Consider the following 18,862-nt stretch of genomic DNA (forward strand, 5'->3'; position numbering starts at 1 on the left):
GGCGCGGCGAGCCGCCACGCCATCTTTTCTACACCTAACAAAATGTGCATGCCGTTGAGCGGAAACGGAAAAATTCGGAAGGTTCCGCGAACATAGGTAGAATACGTTTTTAACCAGCTTACGAAACAACATGTCTGCCAGCGCAGTGAATGTGAACCCCGGGCGCAACGTCGTCGTCGTGGGAACCCAGTGGGGTGATGAGGGCAAGGGCAAGATCGTCGACTGGCTGACGGACCACGCTCAAGGCGTCGTTCGCTTCCAGGGCGGTCACAATGCCGGTCACACGCTCATCATCGGCGGCAAGAAAACCATCTTGCGTCTGATTCCGTCGGGCATCATGCATCCCGGCGTCGCGTGCTATATCGGCAATGGCGTCGTGTTGTCGCCGGAAGCGCTGTTCAAGGAAATCGGCGAGCTCGAAGCCGCCGGCGTCGACGTTCAGAATCGCCTCTTCATTTCCGAAGCCACCACACTGATCCTGCCGTATCACATCGCCATCGACCAGGGCCGCGAAGCGCGCCGTGGCGCAAGCAAGATCGGCACGACCGGTCGCGGCATCGGCCCGGCTTACGAAGACAAGGTGGCACGCAGGGGCTTGCGCGTGCAGGACCTGTTCGAGCCGGAGAGTTTCGCCGAACGTCTGCGCGAAAACCTCGACTATCACAACTTCGTGCTCACGCAATACCTGGGCGTCGCCGCTGTCGACTTCCAGCAAACGCTCGACACGATGCTGAGCTACGCCGACCGCCTGAAGCCGATGGTGACCGACGTGTCGCGCCGCCTGTACGACGCGAACGCCGCCGGCAGCAATCTGCTGTTCGAAGGCGCGCAAGGCACGCTGCTCGACATCGATCACGGCACCTATCCGTTCGTCACGTCGAGCAACTGTGTGGCAGGTGCGGCGACCGCGGGCGCGGGCGTCGGTCCGCAAAAGCTGAACTACATTCTCGGCATCACGAAGGCGTACTGCACGCGCGTCGGTTCGGGCCCGTTCCCGAGCGAACTGTACGACGCGGACAACGCCGCGCGTCAGGAAGCGATCGGCCTGGAACTGGCGACCGTCGGCAAGGAGTTCGGCTCGGTCACCGGCCGTCCGCGCCGCACCGGCTGGCTCGACGTCGCCGCGCTGCGCCGCTCGATCCAGATCAATGGCGTGTCGGGTCTGTGCATGACCAAGCTCGACGTGCTCGACGGCCTCGACGAAGTGAAGCTGTGCGTCGGCTATACGGTCGACGGCAAGAATGTCGATCTGCTGCCGCGTGGCTCGTCGGAAGTCGCGCGTTGCGTGCCGGTATACGAAACCTTCGCGGGCTGGAAGGAAAGCACCGTCGGCATCAAGGAATGGGACAAGCTGCCGGCCAATGCGCGTGCGTACTTGTCGCGTGTGCAGGAAGTCGCGGGTATTCCGATCGACATGGTGTCGACCGGTCCGGATCGTGACGAGACCATTCTTCTTCGTCATCCGTTCAAGGTTTAAGCCATGGTTCAAGGTGTACCCATGATCGCGATGAAAGATCCGCGCAATGACGAAAAGAACCTGTGGGTCGGCTGGGACGAGTATCACCGGTTGATCGAGTTGCTGGCGCTGCAGGTGCACGAGTCCGGCTGGAAGTTCGACCAGATCCTGTGCCTCGCGCGCGGCGGCCTGCGCGTCGGCGACCAGCTCTCGCGCATCTACGATCTGCCGCTGGCGATTCTCGCCACCAGTTCGTATCGCGAAGCGGCCGGCACGGAGCAGGGCGAACTCGACATCGCGCAATACATCACGATGACGCGCGGCGAATTGCACGGCAACGTGCTGCTGGTCGACGACCTGGTTGATTCGGGCGTCACGCTGGCGCGGGTTCAGCAGCATCTGAAAGAGCGCTATCCGGCGATCACCGCAGTGCGCTCGGCGGTGCTCTGGTACAAGGGCTGCTCGAAGGTGAAGCCCGATTACCACGTTCAGTACCTGGCCACCAATCCGTGGATTCATCAACCGTTCGAGGAGTGGGACACGGTTCGTCCGCACAACCTCGGCGCGTGGATCAAGCGCGGCGTCGCGCAGGCGCAGGAGTCGTCGGGAGAATGATGTGGACTTCGGCGCTTTGAACATCGCGTCGTATGGTTCGCAATGTCCGCAAAACGGAGCCCGATTGGGCTCCGTTTTTTTTTGCGCATTCGTCGGCGGTCCGCTCATGCGGTGCTTCGCGAATTGCGTGAGGCCCACGCCGCGAACCTGTCCGCCCCGGCCAACCCCGCAGACGCGTGCAAATCGCAGTGCTACACTGCGCGGACTATCCACGTGGTGTATCCACAACAAGCCGGGTGGCGTCAGGCGGGCAGTTTAGAATAGCGGTCGTTTTTTCCGCTCAGGGAACGGATTTCCTCGCGTCTATGACAGATAACAATCACGTGCACAAACAGCCTCTGCCTTCCCTCGCGATTGCCGCGATCGGAGTGGTGTTCGGCGATATCGGCACGAGCCCGTTGTATTCGCTGAAAGAAGCATTCAGCCCGTCGCACGGCATTCCGCTGACCGAACAATCGATCCTCGGCGTGATCTCGCTGCTGTTCTGGGCGATCATGATCGTGGTCGGCGTCAAGTACGTGCTGTTCGTGATGCGCGCGGACAATAACGGCGAAGGCGGCGTGCTCGCGCTGATGGCGCTGGCGCTGCGCTCGCTCGACGAGAAATCGAAAATGGCCGGCCTGCTGATGATGCTCGGCATCTTCGGTGCCTGCATGTTCTATGGCGATGCGGTGATTACGCCCGCCATCTCGGTGATCTCGGCGGTCGAAGGGCTGGAGATCGCCGCGCCCCATCTGTCTCACCTCGTGATGCCGCTGACCATCGTGATCCTGATCCTGCTGTTCTGGATTCAGCGGCACGGCACGGCGATGGTCGGCCGCCTGTTCGGCCCGATCATGGTGGTGTGGTTCGTGGTGCTCGCCGCGCTCGGTCTGTGGCACATCATGCAGTCGCCGAACGTGATCCGCGCGATGAACCCGTACTATGCGTACACCTTCATGGCCGCGCACGTGCTGCAGGCGTATGTAGTGCTCGGCTCGGTGGTGCTGGTGCTGACCGGCGCCGAGGCGCTGTACGCCGACATGGGCCACTTCGGCGCGAAGCCGATCCGGATGGCGTGGTATCTGCTGGTGATGCCGTCGCTGGTGCTGAACTACTTCGGCCAGGGCGCGCTGCTGATGCACGACCCGAAGGCCATCGAAAATCCGTTCTTCCTGCTCGCGCCTGACTGGGCGTTGCTGCCGCTCGTCGTGCTGTCGACGGTGGCGACCGTCATCGCGTCGCAGGCCGTGATTTCCGGCGCGTATTCGTTGACGAGCCAGGCGATCCAACTCGGCTACGTGCCGCGCATGAAGATCCTGCACACGTCGGAGCTGGCGATCGGCCAGATCTATGTGCCGGTCGTGAACTGGATGCTGCTGTTCATCATCCTGTGCATCGTGATCGCCTTCAAGAGTTCGGATAATCTCGCCGCCGCGTACGGTATCGCGGTGACGGCCACGATGGTGATCACCACGATTCTCGCCTGCGTCGTGATGGTGAAGGTGTGGAACTGGAACAAGCTGCTGGTGGCGTTGATCATCGGCACGTTCATGACGATCGACCTCGGCTTTTTCGGCGCCAATCTGCTGAAGGTGGAAGAGGGCGGCTGGCTGCCGCTCGGCATCGGCGCGCTGCTGTTCTTCCTGCTGATGACGTGGTTCAAGGGCAGGATGATCGTCAAGGAGCGCACGGCCGCCGACGGTATTCCGCTGATGCCGTTCCTGCAGGGGCTGCTCGCGCATCCGCCGCATCGCGTGTCGGGCACGGCGATCTATCTGACCGGCAGCGACTCGCTGGTGCCGGTGAGCCTGCTGCACAATCTGAAGCACAACAAGGTGCTGCATGAACGCACGATCTTCCTGACCTTCGTGACGCGCGACATCCCGTACGTGAACGACGCGGAGCGCGTGACGGTCAAGGACGTGGAGGGCGGCCTGTATCTGGTGAAGGCGGCCTACGGCTTCAACGAAACGCCCGACGTGAAGGCGGTGCTGCTCGAGGTCGGCCGCACGCACGACATGACCTTCGAACTGATGGACACGTCGTTCTTCCTGGCTCGCGAAACGGTCGTGCCGACGCAATTGCCGGGCATGTCCGTATGGCGCGAACGCGTGTTTGCATGGATGCACCAGAACGCCGCGAAGCCGACGGACTTCTTCAGCATTCCGGCTAACCGGGTGGTGGAGTTGGGGACGAAGATCGAGATTTGAGCAGCTTCGCGATGAGTTGCGGCGCGCTTCGCCTCGCGGGGCGCGCAAAAACAAAAAGCCCACGCGATTGCGTGGGCTTTTTGTTTGGGCTCCAAGGCTTGACCACCTCATTCGCCCCATTCGTAGCTGCATTGCCGCGGAAGCGTTAAAGCGCTGAAACTGCGCAAACACAGTTGCATACGAAGCATGTAAGTGCAAAGGCCAGCGCGTGAACACATCACGCACCCACCCCCGCGCCCTTACTTCTGCTTGAGCTTCGCGAACGCAGCCGCCATCGCGCCGCCTGCTTCCGGCTCGCGCGAACGCTGTTGCGATGCGCCGCGTCCCGCACCACCCGAGCGTCCCGCGCCACCGCGATCCTGCGGTGCGCCGCCACCGCTACGCGCACCAGCCGCGCCGACTTCGTCGTCCATACGCATGGTCAGCGCGATACGCTGGCGCTTCACGTCGACTTCGAGCACCTTGACCTTGACGATCTGGCCGGCCTTGACGACTTCGTGCGGGTCCTTGATGAACTTCGTCGACATCGCCGACACGTGCACCAGACCATCCTGATGCACGCCCACGTCGATGAATGCGCCGAATGCCGCCACGTTCGTCACCACGCCTTCCAGCACCATGCCCGGCGTCAGATCGCTGACCTTCTCGACGCCTTCGCGGAACGTCGCGGTCTTGAACTCGGGGCGCGGATCGCGGCCCGGCTTTTCGAGTTCGAGCAGAATGTCGCGCACGGTCGGCAGACCGAAACGTTCGTCGACGAATTCCGCCGGCGACAGCCCGCGCAGCGCGTCACGATTGCCGAGCACTTCGCCGACGTGCTTGCTGATCTTCGCCAGCATCCGTTCGACAACCGGATACGCTTCCGGGTGCACCGACGAGCGGTCGAGCGGATTTTCGCCGTTGTTGATGCGCAGGAAGCCGGCCGCCTGCTCGAAGGTCTTGTCGCCGAGACGCGGCACTTTACGCAGATGCTCGCGCGACGGGAACGGACCGTTCGCATCGCGATAGTCGACGATATTGCGCGCGAGCGTCGCATTCAGACCCGACACGCGCGCGAGCAATGCGACCGACGCGGTGTTCGCATCGACGCCGACCGCGTTCACGCAGTCTTCGACCACCGCGTCGAGCGAGCGCGCCAGTTCGCGCTGATTGACGTCGTGCTGATACTGGCCGACGCCGATCGCCTTCGGCTCGATCTTCACGAGTTCCGCGAGCGGGTCCTGCAGACGGCGCGCAATCGACACCGCGCCGCGCAGCGACACGTCCATGTCGGGGAATTCCTTCGCCGCGAGTTCGGAGGCCGAGTACACCGACGCGCCCGCTTCGGACACGACGATCTTCTGCAGCTTGAATTCCGGATGACGCGCGATCAGCTCGCTCGCGAGCTTGTCCGTTTCACGCGACGCCGTGCCGTTGCCGATACTGATCAGCTCGGCCTGCGTCTGCGCACAGATGCGCGCGAGCTTCGCGATCGAACCGTCCCAGTCGCGGCGCGGCTCGTGCGGGTAGATAACGTCGGTGGCCAGCACCTTGCCGGTCCGATCGACCACCGCGACTTTCACGCCGGTACGCATGCCCGGATCGAGACCGATCACGGCCTTCGGACCTGCCGGCGCGGCCAGCAGCAAATCCTTCAGATTGCGCGCGAACACGCGAATCGCTTCGTGTTCGGCTTCATCGCGCAGATTGGTCAGCAGTTCGTTTTCGATGTGCGGCTGCACCTTCACGCGCCAGCACCAGCGGCACACGTCGGAGAGCCACTTGTCGGCCGGACGGTTCTGATTGGCGATGCCGAAGTGGCGCGCGATCAGCGCTTCGCCCGGATGCGGCAGCTGCGCGTCGAGCTCATCGCCGAGGCCCAGCTTGACCATCAGCACGCCCGCATTGCGGCCGCGGAACAGCGCCAGTGCGCGATGCGACGGCACCGTACGGATGGTCTCCGCGTAGTCGTAGTAGTCGCGGAATTTCTCTTCTTCCGCGTTCTCCTTGCCTTCGACCACCTTCGACGACACCACCCCCTGGTTGAACAGGTAGTCGCGCAACTTGCCCAGCAGATCGGCCGTCTCGCCGAACTGTTCGGAGAGGATGTCGCGCGCGCCGTCGAGCGCGGTCTTGATGTCGGCGACGCCTTTATCGGCGTCGACGTACGCCGCCGCTTCCGTTTGCGGGTCGAGCAGCGGGTTGCCGAGCAGCGCGTCGGCGAGCGGCTGCAGACCGGCTTCGCGGGCGATCTGCGCGCGCGTACGGCGCTTCGGCTTATACGGGAGATACAGATCTTCCAGCACCTGCTTGCTGTCGGCGCCTTCGATCGCGCCGCGCAGCTCGTCGGTGAGCTTGCCCTGTTCGTCGATGCTCGCGATGATCGTGGCGCGCCGGTCTTCCAGTTCGCGCAGATACAGCAGGCGTTCCTCGAGATTGCGCAGTTGCGTGTCGTCGAGATTGTCGGTCACTTCCTTACGGTAGCGGGCGATGAACGGAACAGTCGCTCCTTCGTCGAGAAGTTGCACCGCGGCCGCGACCTGGCGCGGCTGGACGGACAGTTCGGCGGCGATGCGCTGTACGATCTTGAGTGCTACGTTTTCCGTCATAAGGTCTAGGTGTTCCTGCGGACTCAGTCAGGGGCCGCGCGCTGACGGCACGTCGAGACACGGCGGGCGTGCGCGCTGCGGCCAGGTTGCTGGAGCGGGGCATTTTGCCATAAATGCCAAAGGGCTCAACCGCAGGGTGATAGAATTTCGGGCATGTTCCGCTGACCCTCTACGACGTTGCCAATCTCCTTGTCCCTCAACCGCCTGGGCTCCCGCTTGGTCGCTCGCCTGTCGCCGGGTTTGTCGCCCGCACTGCCAGAATCGCCGCTGTTTTCGTCGCGTTCGCCGCTCGCTTCGCTGGTGTCGGCGGCGTGTTCCGTGCCGCGGTTTGCATTGACCTCGCGGCGGATGGTTGCCGCGTCGTGCGCGTCCGGTGTGATGGCTGCCGCGCTGGCCGTGTCCGTACCAGTCGCGGCGCAAACGCCGGCGGCAGGCGGCAACAGCTCGCAGATGCCTGCAGCGACGCTTGCACCCGCCACGACAACGGACGAGCAGGGCGAGCAGCCTGCTGGCGGCACGAGCGCGGACAACGCGGGCAGCGCCGCTAGCGCGAGCGACGCGGCCGCGCCGGCCAATTCGTTCGAAGCGCGCCAACGCGCGCTGGATCAGCGCAGCGACGAGAACAACTACACGTACGGCGTCGCGCAGCACAACTGCTACAGCCGGTTCTTCGTCAATCACTGTCTGAACCGGGCGCGCGACAGCATGCGCGCGGTGCAGGCGGAGATCCGCAAGGAACAGCTCGCGCTCGACGGCGAGCAGCGCGCCCAGCGTGCGCGCGCACGCGACGAACGGGCCGCATTGCGCCGCGCCCGCAACGAAGCGGACGCGCCGCAGCGTGCCGCCGAAGACGCGCGCAACGAGCAGGCTTATCTGGAAAAGCAGCGTCAACACCAACTCGATCAGGCGCAGCGCAACGCCGAAGCGCCGCAACGCGCCGCGAACGCGCAAGCCTTCGAGGAAAAGCAGCGCCAGCATGCGCTGGATCAAGCGCAGCGCGGTATCAGCCCGTCGCAGGCAGCGGCCAACCAGCAGGCCTACGACCAGAAGCAGGGCGACTTCCAGCGCAAGCTCGACGAAGCGCGTCAGCAGGGCGCGCAGAAGGCGCAGGAGCGCGTCGAGAAGCAGCAGAGTTTCGAGAAGAAGCAGGCCGACGCCGTGCAGCACAAAGCCGACGTGGAAGCGCGTCAGAAGCAGGCGGCCGAGAAAGCCGAGCAGAAGCGGCAAGACCAGCTGAAGCAGCAGCAACTCGAAGAGCAGCAAAAACAGCAACAGCAGCAACAGTAAATGTGCTGTAGTAGGTCCTGGCGGTTCTAGCCAGGACCGCAGTCGCCGTAACGCGTTTTGAGCCGGACAGCAACCTCAGGCGTCGGTCTGCGCGCGCGGACCGCGCCGCAGACGGGAGGAGGCGAGCATGCGCGATCATCACCACGTCATCAACGCGGACACACTTCGCGACCGCATTCTGCAACTGGAATCGGAGCACAGTGGGCTCGATCGTTTGATCGACCGAATGTCGGATGAACCCGGCATCGACGACTTCGAGTTGCAGCGCCTGAAAAAGCGCAAACTCAAAGTCAAGGACACCATCATCTTGCTGCAATTGCAGCTCGAACCGGACGCACGCGCCTGAGTTCGCGGCCTGGCAGGCGCCGGGCGCGCGCCGCGCGAGCCGGACTTTGCAGGAACGCTTGCCTTGAATTCACCGCTTGAAACTTCATCCCGACCCGCGTCGGGCGATAACGCAGCCACCGGCACGCCAGCGCCGCGCGCTGGCGCGTCCGCGCTGAGCGCGTCGTTGAATCCGCGGCGCGTCGCCGAACTGGATCAGATCTTCGCCGACGACGGCCTGCTGGCCCGGCAGATCGACGGCTATCGGTCGCGGGCGTCGCAGATCGAGATGTCGCGCGCGGTCGCCGCGGCGATGGAAGCGTCGGGTCGCGCGATGCCAGAGCCCGCGATGTTCGAGGCGCAGAAGCGTCCCGCGCGGCGCCTGCAATCGGCAGGAGCAGCCGGCGCCGAGGGCGCGGCCGACGCCGCCGGCAACGCCGAATCGAACGGGCTCGACGGCAGCGAAAACACGCTGATCGTCGAAGCGGGCACGGGCACCGGTAAGACCTATGCGTACCTCGTGCCGGCCATGCTGTGGGGCGGCAAGGTGATCGTCTCCACCGGCACGAAGCACTTGCAGGACCAGCTCTTCCAGCGCGACATTCCAACCGTGCGCGACGCACTCGCGGTGCCGGTATCGGTCGCGATGCTCAAGGGGCGCGCGAACTACCTGTGCCACTACTACCTTCAGCGCACCGCCGATAACGGCCGTCTGCCGTCGCGCCAGGAAACCTCGTATCTGCAGGACATCGTGCGCTTCGCGAAGATCACGCGCACCGGGGACAAAGCCGAACTCGCGAGCGTGCCCGAAACGGCGGCGGTGTGGTCGATGGTCACGTCGACGCGCGAGAACTGTCTCGGCCAGGAGTGTCCGCACTACAAGGACTGCTTCGTCATGCAGGCGCGCCGCGAAGCGCAGCAGGCCGATATCGTGGTGGTCAACCATCACCTGTTTTTCGCCGACATCATGCTGCGCGATACGGGCATGGCCGAGTTGCTGCCCACCGCGAACACCGTCATCTTCGACGAAGCACATCAGCTGCCCGAAACCGCGACGCTGTTTTTCGGCGAGACGTTGTCGACCACGCAGTTCCTTGAGCTCGCGCGCGATTCGGTCGCCGAAGGGCTGGGTCATGCGCGTGAATCAGTCGACTGGGTCAAGCTCGGCTCGACGCTCGAACGTGCGGCGCGCGATGTGCGGCTCGCGTTCAAGGAAGACTCGGTGCGTTTGTCGATCGGCCAGTTGCCCGACGATCATCCGCTTTTCCCCGCGCTCGAAACGCTCGAAACCGAGCTCGACGCATTGGCGTCCGCGCTCGCGGGTCAGGCCGAGCGCGCCGAATCGATCGGCGCGTGTCTGCGTCGCGCGCGTGAGTTGCAAGGCGTGCTGGCCGGCTGGACCACACCGCCCACTGAGACCGAGCGCAATGCCGCTGACACGTCGCAGGCCGCGTCGAACGACGGCGGCGCCGAACGCGCCGATCCGAACGAGAAGGTGCGCTGGATCGAAGTCTTCTCCCATACCGTGCAGTTGCATGAGACGCCGCTGTCGGTCGCGCCGATCTTCGCGAAGCAGCGCGCCGGCGTGCCGCGTGCGTGGATCTTCACGTCGGCCACGTTGTCGGTGCGCGGCGACTTCACGCACTACGCCGCGCAGATGGGCCTGAACGCGAAGCGTTCTATGACGCTGCCCAGTCCCTTCGACTATCCGACGCAAGGACTCCTTTACGTGCCTCGCAATTTGCCGCAGCCGTCGTCGCCGATGTTCACCGACGCCGTGTTCGACGCTGCGTTGCCCGCGATCGAAGCATCGGGCGGCGGCGTCTTCATGTTGTGCACGACATTGCGCGCGGTGGATCGCATCTCGGCGAAATTGCGCGACACGATCGAAGCGCGCGGCTGGAACTATCCGCTGCTGGTGCAGGGCGATGCGAGCCGCACCGAGTTGCTCGATCGATTCCGCACGTACGGCAATGCGATCCTGGTGGGTAGTCAGAGCTTCTGGGAAGGCGTGGACGTGCGGGGTGATGCGTTGTCGCTGGTAGTGATCGACAAGTTGCCGTTTGCGCCGCCGGACGACCCGGTGCTGTCGGCGCGGCTCGACGCGTTGACCCGGAAAGGCTTGAGTCCGTTCGCCGTGCATCAACTGCCGCAGGCCGTGATCACGTTGAAGCAGGGCGCCGGTCGTCTGATTCGCGCGGAGACCGATCGCGGCGTGCTGATGATCTGCGACACGCGTCTCGTCGACAAACCGTACGGACGCCGGATCTGGCAGAGCCTGCCGCCGTTCAAGCGGACCCGCGAGATCGAAGTGGTGCGCGAATTCTTCGAAGAGAATGGGGCGCCGGTTCAATAGACCGGATGCGCATTGAAAAGCCGTCGAAAAAGCGGCTTTAAATGGCAAAACGCCACGGATGCGAATCCGTGGCGTTTTGCTTTACCGCCGGCGAAATCGCGAGGATTTCGCCGTGCGGTTTTCGCCCAGAGGCGAGCCCTAACCTACAGCTTACTGGCTTGCGCCCGAAGCCGGAGCAGCAGCCGAAGCTGCAGCGCCTGCGTCCGAAGCAGCAGCGCCTGCATCCGAAGCAGCAGCCGTAGCCGAAGCAGCAGCGTCGCTCGCAGCAGCAGCCGAATCCGAAGCTGCAGCAGCAGCCGGTGCCGAAGCAGCAGCTGCATCGCTAGCCGGGGCAGCGGCCTGATCGTTGCTCTTGTTGCATGCAGCCAGTGCCACAGCTGCCAACAGGGATGCTACGAGGAGGGATTTCTTCATGATCACGTCCTTTTATGGTTTAAAGGTAAGCAACAGCGCAAAATAAAACCGGTAATGTGCTCCAACACCGACCTGGGCCGCTGGTGGAGACGCTCTTTCGACGAGCTGGAATCTTCCCTACGGCTTGGGCGGAAATTATATGCACTTTCGTACTGACAGTCGATAAATCCGGGGTCAATACGTTGTCTTTCTCATACAAAATTTCACTGTACGGTAAATAGCAGACGGGCAAAGTTACGCAAGCTCGCCCACCTGTATCCAGCCCGCACAATACCACTCGTGTAGCAGTGCTGTCACCGACGAATCGTGTGAGAGTGTTACAAAGCGTTTCGCACTCAGGCACCGGTGATCGGCGAGATCAAACAGCCATTTTTTTGCGCCATCGAATGACATTTCTTCTCCATTTACGAAGAAAAAACGGCGGTTGTACAACAGATTGGTCTTGCGATCGAGGCGCAAGCCCGACTTCGATGCCTGACTGATAAAACGGGCTTCATTGAGCGGCCTTTGCGGCGGATCAAACACGACACTCGGCTTCGGTTCGCTGAGATAGGTGCCAAGGAACGTCGCAATATCCTCCTCTTTCCATTTGATGCCAGCAAGGATTGCGCCAACCCGCTCGACGAGCGCCGCCGGCAACTCGGCCGGCCGGTCGACCGCGGGTTGCTGCGGGTCGCGGTACAGCGCGCCGCTCTTGCCCGCGGATTCGCCGCGCTCGGCCAGATGGTAGAGGAACTGCGCGGTCAGTTCGCTCGCGGAGGGCGCGCGAAAACCGATCGAGCACGTCATACACTCGCCTTCGGCAATGCCGTCATGCGCGATGTGCGGCGGCAGATAAAGCATGTCGCCCGCCTCGAGCAGCCACTCCTCTTCGGCCTCGAAGTTCTGTAAAACTTTCAAAGGCAAACCGGGTTGCAGTGTCAGATCTTTCTGCGAGCTAATGCGCCAGCGCCGTGTGCCTTTTACTTGCAAAAGAAACACATCGTAGGAATCGAAGTGCGGGCCTACGCCGCCGCCGTCGGTTGCGTACGAGATCATCAGGTCGTCGAGACGCGCGTCGGGCACGAAGCGGAAGCGGTCGAGCAATGCGCGCGCGCGATCGTCGTGGAGGTCCACGCCTTGCACGAGCAGGGTCCATGCGCGCTGCTTCAGCGACGGCAGTTCGTCGGCCGCAAACGGTCCGTGCTCGAGCTGCCACTTGTTGAGGAAGTGAGTGATCAGGCGCGCTTCGACTTCGTCCTGATCGGCCAACTCGAAGAACTCGTCGCGCGTGAGCGGTGCCTCGACATTCGGAATCGCCTGGCGGATCAGCAGCGGCTTCTTTTGCCAGTACCGGCGCATGAATTGCGAGGGGCTCAGATTGCCGAGCAACGCAGTCGGCGTATCGGGCGAGGGCGGCAGAACGGGAAGCGCAGCGGGAGGCACCGGCTTTGAAGCCGGCGACGAATTCCGTGCCGAAGCTGCATCGGCCGGGTGGTCAGTGGGCCGCTTGGGCATCGTATAATGTGAGTTGTATTCTGGAGAATCGAATGAAAATCGCAAAGAACACCGTCGTGTCGGTCGCTTACAAGCTATCGGATGCGCAGGGCAATCTGATTGAAGAAAGCGACGAGCCGATGGTCTATCTGCACGGCGGCTATGATGGCACGTTCCCCAAGATCGAGGAAGAGCTCGACGGCCACGAGGCCGGCTTCGAGACTCAGATCCAGCTCGAACCGCAAGATGCGTTCGGCGAGTACGACCCCGATCTCGTGAAGATCGAGCCGCGCGATCGTTTCCCGGAACCGCTCGAAGTCGGCATGCAATTCGAAGGTACGCCTGAAGAGGGCGACGAGGATCTCGACTCGCTGGTCTACGTGGTCACCGACGTCGCGGAAGACAAGGTCGTGCTTGATGGCAACCATCCGCTCGCTGGCATGGCGCTGCGTTTTGCGCTAACGGTGAAGGACGTGCGTCCGGCTACCGAAGACGAAATCCAGCACGAGCACGCGCATGGCGCGGACGGCCTCGAGATCCTCGGCGAAGACGACGAGGAAGACGAAGACAAGTCAGGGCCTACTCTGCACTGAACTCGGCGGCACGCCGCCGGACACGCCCGAGCCTGACGAGGCGCCGGGTGTGTGCGGGGCCAAGGCCGGGGCGGGCGGAGCCGACATTGCCGGCCCGTATCCGCCGCCGCCCTGATCGGCCGGTATGTGTGGTAGCTGATCCGGTTGCGGCTCGCCGGGCGTTTGCAACAACGGCGGCAATTCTGACGCCGGTCCGAGTGCCGGTACTGCCGGCATCGACGCAGCCGGTTCCTCGCGTGGCGATACCGGTGGCGTCGTAGGCATCGGCATGTGCTTTGGCACATCGCGCACACTTACACGGAACGGCGGTTTCCTGCCTGGATCCGCTTCAATCTGAATCCACTGGTTAAGACGATCATGCGGTGCAAGCGCGACCCGCGTGAGATTCGTGACCAGCATCCCTTTGTCATTGCGTAACGGCTGATCGATCACGAAGCCGCCGTTGGCGTGTTCGTCGTCGCCATGAATCACCAACACCGGCCCGTGGAAAATCTGCGCGAGCTTGACGAGGCTGCGTTTGAATTCCAGAAAACCGTCGCGGCGCGGACTGTGCGCAAAGCGCAGCCACGCGAAACGGTCGGGCCGTTCGTATCGTTCCGGATCGAAGTCGCCCTGCAGGAACACGACGATCGCGCGCGCGTCGCGGCGTTTCGCATATTCGCCCGCGTGCTCGAGCCAGAAGGCGTTGGCGACGACCCGGTCTTCGAATTCGCCATTGCGGCCGCCCGCGGTCAGATAGTGGTTGTTCGGGCCCGGCGCATTCAGACCGAGGAACACGATGTCGCCCGCTTTGTCACCTTTCTCGCCCTTGTCCCCCGACAGCCAGCGCACGTTTTCGCGAAACGGCCGGAAGCGCGAGACCTCGCTTTCCCGTGTCAGCGCGAGCGGATTCTGACCCATCGACGTGGCGTCGGCGAACAGCGTCTGACGCAACAGGTCGAGCCGTTCGATCGGATCGAAGCCGCCGGCTTCTGCCGTGCCGCAATCGACCCAGTCGTGCTGGCCCGGAATGAAGAAGAGCGGGATGCGCGAGGTTTCCAGCACCGCATGGCGGCGCTCGTAGAGCGCATCGCGGCAGGCTTCTTTCGGTCCCTTCAGATTGCCGTTGTAGACGATGAACGACACGTCGCGCTCACGGTTGATCGCTTCGATCAGTCGCTGCGTGGCGGCTTCATCGGCGGGGCTGTGCAGCGTGTTGGCGATGACCGCGAAGGTGAAGCGCGGCGGCGCGGCATGGGCCGGTGTGGCGAGTGCGAGGACCGCCGCGAGCGGCACGAGAGCGCCGATTCCACCGATGAACGCAAAGGCAAACGTCAGCGCCGCGCGAAGTCCGCGCGGACGCTGCGGGGGCGTGTGTGCGTCAATGATCCGCATCCGGCGCGGCGGCCAGTTCGTGCAATTCGTACAGCAGGTCGAGTGCTTCGCGCGGTCGCAGATCGTTGGGATCGATGCCGCGCAAACGCTCGACGAGCGCCTGCATCGCGGGCGATGCCGCCGCTTGCGACCCGCCGTCGTGCTCGTCGTCGTCTGCGTCTTCCAGCAGCATCGGCAGGGGTGCGGCGAACAGATCGAGTTGCGGCGCAGGCTGCGCCGCCGATTGCTGTTCGAGATGCGCGAGATGCTTGCGTGCCGCGCGAATCACCGCATTCGGCACGCCGGCGAGTTGCGCGACCTGCAAGCCGTAGCTCTGATTCGCCGGCCCTTCGCTGACCGCGTGCAGGAACACGATGCCGTGCCCATGCTCGACCGCCGACAGGTGCACGTTGGCGGCCTGCGGAAATTCCGCCGGCAGTTGCGTGAGCTCGAAGTAGTGCGTGGCGAACAGCGTGTGGCAGCCATTGTGCGCGAGCAGATGCCGCGCGATGGCCCACGCCAGCGCTAGCCCGTCGAAGGTCGACGTGCCGCGGCCGATTTCGTCCATCAGCACGAGACTTTGCGGCGTCGCGTCGTTCAGGATCGCGGCGGCTTCGGTCATCTCGACCATGAAGGTCGAGCGGCCGCCGGCCAGATCGTCGGCCGCGCCGATGCGCGTGAAGATGCGGTCGATCGGCCCGAATGCTGCGCGCCGCGCCGGCACATAGCTGCCCACGTACGCGAGCAGCGCGATCAGCGCGGTCTGCCGCATGAAGGTCGATTTACCGCCCATGTTCGGGCCGGTGATCAGCAACAGTTTGCGCTCGGGTGTGAGCGTGCAGTCGTTGGCGATGAACTGCTCGACCTGTGCCTCGACAACTGGATGCCGTCCCTGTTCGATTTCAATGCCGGTGTCCGGCGAGAACGAGGGCGCCACCCAATCGAGCGCGCGGGCGCGCTCGGCAAAGGCGGCGAGCAGATCGAGTTCGGCGAGCGCCGACGCGACCCGCTGGCAATCCGGAATGAAGGGCAGCAGCGCTTGCAGCAGCGCGTCGTACAGCGACCGTTCGCGCGCGAGCGCGCGTTCCTGCGCGGACAGCGCGTTGTCTTCAAACGTCTTCAGTTCCGGCGTGATGTAACGCTCGGCGTTCTTCAGCGTCTGACGGCGGCGATAGTCGTCGGGCACCTTGTCGGTCTGCCCGCGCGTGACTTCGATGTAGAAGCCATGCACCTTGTTGTATTCGACGCGCAGATTGCCGATGCCCGTACGTGCGCGTTCACGCGTTTCGAGGTCGATCAGGAACTGTCCGCAGTTCTCCGAAATATCGCGGAGTTCATCGAGTTCCGCATCGTAGCCTCGCGCGATCGCGCCGCCGTCGCGCACCATCGCCGCCGGCTCCTGCGCGACCGCGCGTTGCAGCAGCTCGACGCAGGCCTGCGGCGGTTCGAGCGACGCATCGATGCGCGCAAGCGAATCCGCATTCGGCGACACAGCCGCGAGTTGCGCACGCAACTCGGGCAGCGCGATGAACGTGTCGCGCAGGCTCGACAGATCGCGCGGTCGCGCCGACAGCAGCGCGAGACGCCCGGTGATCCGTTCGATATCCGAAATCTTGCGCAACGCGCCGCGCAGCGTGTCGACGTCCGCACCCGGCGGCGCGTCGAGCAATGCGCCGATTGCCTGCTGACGCGCCTGCGCCACGGCGGACTCGCGCGGCGGGTGATGCAGCCAGTGACGCAGCAGGCGGCTGCCCATGGTCGTGCAGCAGGTGTCGAGCAGCGAGCACAGCGTGGGCGATTCGGTACCGCGCAGCGTTTCGGTGAGTTCGAGGTTGCGGCGCGTGGCAGGGTCGAGGCCGATATATTCCGACTCGTACTCGACCTTCAGGCTACGCACGTGACGCAACTGCTGGCCTTGCGTGGACGCCGCATACAGCAGCAGCGCCCCGGCCGCGCCGCACGCGCAGGTCAGCGAATGCGCGCCGAAGCCGTCGAGGCCCGCCACTTCCAGCTGGTCGCACAGGCGCTGCGTGCCCGACGCGATATCGAAATGCCAGCCCGGCACGCGTGTGAGCGCGCCGGCGTTGACGGGCGGCGTCCAGCTTGCCGAATCCGACGGTGTGTCGGCGGCCAGAATTTCGGCGGGACGGATGCGTTCGAGCGCGGCCGCCACCTGGTCCGGTGCGACCTCCGCGAGACGCAGCGCGCCGCTCGCCAGATTCAGCCACGCGAGACCGACGCTGGTCGCGACGCCGCGCCGGTTGTGCGCCACGCACATGGCCAGCAGATAGACGTCGTTCTTGTCGGACAGCAGTGCGGCGTCCGTCAGCGTGCCCGGCGTGACCACGCGCACCACCTTGCGCTCGACCGGGCCTTTCGACGTGGCCGGGTCGCCGATCTGCTCGCAAATCGCGACGGATTCGCCAAGCTTCACCAGCTTGGCGAGGTACTGTTCGACCGCGTGATGCGGGACGCCCGCCATCTTGATCGGATTGCCGCCCGACGCGCCGCGCTGCGTGAGCGTCAGATCGAGCAGGCGCGCGGCTTTTTCCGCGTCGTCGAAAAAGAGTTCGTAGAAGTCGCCCATCCGGTAGAACACCAGCGTGCCCGGATGCTCCCCTTTGATGCGCAGGTACTGCTGCATCATCGGCGTGTGTTGTGCGACGTCGTTGGCCGCTGCGGTTTGAATGCCCATCCTCGGTGTCTTCTTGCGTTAGCTGTTCAGGGCGTGAGTTTAACCCGCCGGCGCGGCGAGCGGACCCTGGCCGGATGGCCAATCCGCACAGCGCTTCGTCGCGTGCAATGAAGGAGCTTGCATTCGCTCAAACGCGCGCGGCCCGCCGTCGCCAGGGCGTCATTCCTCGACCATCGCGCGCATGTCGACGGTGCGCTCGTTGACCGCGCTGCGCCGTTTCGCGAGCCACATCATGAACGTGATGAAACTGCCGAACACGACGATGATCCATTGCGCCGGCATCTTCGCGGTAAGCAGCAACGCGTACACGCCGAGCATCAGCAGCACCGCGAGGTTCTGGTTGAAATTCTGCACGGCGATCGAATGGCCGGCGGACAGCAGCGTCGCGCCGCGATGCTGGAGAATCGCGTTCATCGGCACGATGAAAAAGCCCGATAGCGCGCCGAGCAGGATCATCAGCGGATAGGCGAGCAGGATGTAGATCGGCAACACGTACGAGCCGATGCGGATGCCCGCGCCCGCCGGGAACAGGTCCTTGTTGTAGAAGGCCATGGCGATCGCCACCGCGCCGGTCAGAATGCCGACCGGCAGCACCCGCAGCGACTTGCGCAATGGAATCAGCGCGGCCGCGGCCGCCGCGCCGACCGCAATGCCGAGCCCCGTCACGCCTTGCATCACCGCCGCCTTCGACAACGTCAGCCCGAGGTTCACGTTGGCCCACTTGAGCACCAGCAATTGCAGCGTCACCGCGCCGCCCCACATCAGCGTGGTGACCCACAGCGCGATCTGCGCGAGTTTGTCGGCCCACAGCACGTTGAAGCAATGGTAGAAATCGCCGACCAGTTTCTTCGGTTCCGACAGACGGTTCGGATAACGCGCGCCCGTATCCGGAATGAAGATGTTGATCGTCGCGGCGATCGCGTAGGTGAGCATCACCGCGAACATCGCCAGATCGGCCGACGAGCGGATCAGCGGCAGATGCGCATGCGCGACGAATTTATCGGCGAAGGTGCTGATCAGTGCGCCGCCCACCATCGTGCCGACGATGGTCGACAGCACCGTTGCCGATTCGAGCCACGCGTTCGCCTTGACGAGCTTTTCCGCGGGCAGCAGTTCGGTGAGGATGCCGTACTTCGCCGGCGAATACGCGGCCGCGCCGAAGCCGACCACACCGTAGGCGATCATCGGATGAACGCCGGCGATCATCATCAGGCAGCCGCTCGCTTTCAGCGCGTTCGAGACGAACATCACGTGGCGCTTTTGCATCGCGTCGGCGAACGCGCCGACGAACGGTGCGAGCAGCACGTACGAGACCGTGAAGAAAATCTGTAGCAGTGGGGTGACCCAGGCGGCCGAGCGGATCACGGAGAGCAGCGCGATGGCGGCGATCAGCAGGGCATTGTCCGCGAGCGACGAAACGAACTGCGCCGCGATGATTGTGTAGAAGCCTTTTTTCATGAAGCTGAGTGAGGGCTGCGCGGTGGTCCGCTGCAAGGCGGGGCGCAAGGCGGGC

General features: G+C 63.9%; 13 protein-coding genes. 7 read left to right on the forward strand and 6 right to left on the reverse strand.

All coding sequences use genetic code 11. The features are described from left to right. Positions 1-130 precede the first annotated feature (130 nt). From BGI01S_RS04675 to BGI01S_RS04685, 3 genes are all read left to right on the forward strand, one after another. Complete coding sequence (locus tag BGI01S_RS04675) at positions 131-1,477, forward strand: adenylosuccinate synthase (protein WP_042322835.1); 1,347 nt, start codon at positions 131-133, stop codon at positions 1,475-1,477. Positions 1,478-1,480: 3 nt separating this feature from the next. Further along, a complete protein-coding gene (locus tag BGI01S_RS04680; protein ID WP_042322836.1) occupies positions 1,481-2,071 on the forward strand; it encodes a phosphoribosyltransferase in 591 nt (196 codons plus the stop codon). 305 nt (positions 2,072-2,376) lie between these two features. Beyond that, the gene (locus BGI01S_RS04685) at positions 2,377-4,263 is read left to right on the forward strand and encodes a potassium transporter Kup (protein ID WP_042322838.1); all 1,887 of its coding nucleotides are present in this window, start codon (positions 2,377-2,379) and stop codon (positions 4,261-4,263) included. A 239-nt stretch (positions 4,264-4,502) separates the two neighbouring features. Here the strand turns inward: BGI01S_RS04685 and BGI01S_RS04690 are convergent, their stop codons facing one another. Next, positions 4,503-6,851, reverse strand: coding sequence for a Tex family protein (locus tag BGI01S_RS04690; RefSeq protein ID WP_042322841.1), 2,349 nt, complete (start codon positions 6,849-6,851; stop codon positions 4,503-4,505). A gap of 348 nt (positions 6,852-7,199) precedes the next feature. On the opposite strand from BGI01S_RS04690, the gene BGI01S_RS04695 reads away from it, so the two are divergent. The 3 genes from BGI01S_RS04695 to BGI01S_RS04705 all read left to right on the forward strand — a co-directional run bounded on the left by BGI01S_RS04695 (position 7,200) and on the right by BGI01S_RS04705 (position 10,818). Further along, positions 7,200-8,138 (forward strand): hypothetical protein, encoded by a 939-nt coding sequence (locus BGI01S_RS04695; protein WP_042324379.1) that lies wholly within the window; start codon positions 7,200-7,202, stop codon positions 8,136-8,138. Between the two features lie 127 nt (positions 8,139-8,265). Next, positions 8,266-8,484 (forward strand): DUF465 domain-containing protein, encoded by a 219-nt coding sequence (locus BGI01S_RS04700; protein ID WP_042322843.1) that lies wholly within the window; start codon positions 8,266-8,268, stop codon positions 8,482-8,484. A gap of 63 nt (positions 8,485-8,547) precedes the next feature. Further along, positions 8,548-10,818 carry an ATP-dependent DNA helicase gene (locus tag BGI01S_RS04705; protein ID WP_042322845.1) on the forward strand — a complete coding sequence of 757 codons (2,271 nt, stop codon included), beginning with the start codon at positions 8,548-8,550 and terminating at the stop codon, positions 10,816-10,818. Positions 10,819-10,968: 150 nt separating this feature from the next. Here BGI01S_RS04705 and BGI01S_RS30935 read toward each other — a convergent pair whose 3' ends face one another. Together BGI01S_RS30935 and BGI01S_RS04710 are read right to left on the reverse strand one after the other, a co-directional pair. Then, on the reverse strand, positions 10,969-11,232 hold the full coding sequence (locus tag BGI01S_RS30935) for a hypothetical protein (RefSeq protein ID WP_084585263.1): 264 nt from the start codon (positions 11,230-11,232) through the stop codon (positions 10,969-10,971). Between the two features lie 234 nt (positions 11,233-11,466). Further along, complete coding sequence (locus BGI01S_RS04710) at positions 11,467-12,729, reverse strand: cupin domain-containing protein (protein ID WP_042322846.1); 1,263 nt, start codon at positions 12,727-12,729, stop codon at positions 11,467-11,469. A 32-nt stretch (positions 12,730-12,761) separates the two neighbouring features. On the opposite strand from BGI01S_RS04710, the gene BGI01S_RS04715 reads away from it, so the two are divergent. After that, positions 12,762-13,301 carry an FKBP-type peptidyl-prolyl cis-trans isomerase gene (locus BGI01S_RS04715; protein WP_042322849.1) on the forward strand — a complete coding sequence of 180 codons (540 nt, stop codon included), beginning with the start codon at positions 12,762-12,764 and terminating at the stop codon, positions 13,299-13,301. Here the strand turns inward: BGI01S_RS04715 and BGI01S_RS04720 are convergent. The 3 genes from BGI01S_RS04720 to lplT all read right to left on the reverse strand — a co-directional run bounded on the left by BGI01S_RS04720 (position 13,281) and on the right by lplT (position 18,807). After that, on the reverse strand, positions 13,281-14,675 hold the full coding sequence (locus tag BGI01S_RS04720; RefSeq protein ID WP_042322851.1) for a metallophosphoesterase family protein: 1,395 nt from the start codon (positions 14,673-14,675) through the stop codon (positions 13,281-13,283). The two genes, BGI01S_RS04715 and BGI01S_RS04720, sit on opposite strands and share 21 nt — an antisense overlap. Beyond that, positions 14,662-17,349, reverse strand: coding sequence for a DNA mismatch repair protein MutS (gene mutS, locus BGI01S_RS04725; RefSeq protein ID WP_042322853.1), 2,688 nt, complete (start codon positions 17,347-17,349; stop codon positions 14,662-14,664). The genes BGI01S_RS04720 and mutS overlap by 14 nt, the downstream gene beginning before the upstream one ends. 159 nt (positions 17,350-17,508) lie before the next feature. Next, positions 17,509-18,807, reverse strand: a complete 1,299-nt coding sequence (gene lplT / locus BGI01S_RS04730; protein ID WP_042324381.1) for a lysophospholipid transporter LplT — start codon at positions 18,805-18,807, stop codon at positions 17,509-17,511. Positions 18,808-18,862 lie beyond the last annotated feature (55 nt).

The sequence above is a fragment of the Paraburkholderia ginsengisoli NBRC 100965 genome (assembly GCF_000739735.1).
In the GTDB taxonomy this organism is placed as follows: domain Bacteria; phylum Pseudomonadota; class Gammaproteobacteria; order Burkholderiales; family Burkholderiaceae; genus Paraburkholderia; species Paraburkholderia ginsengisoli.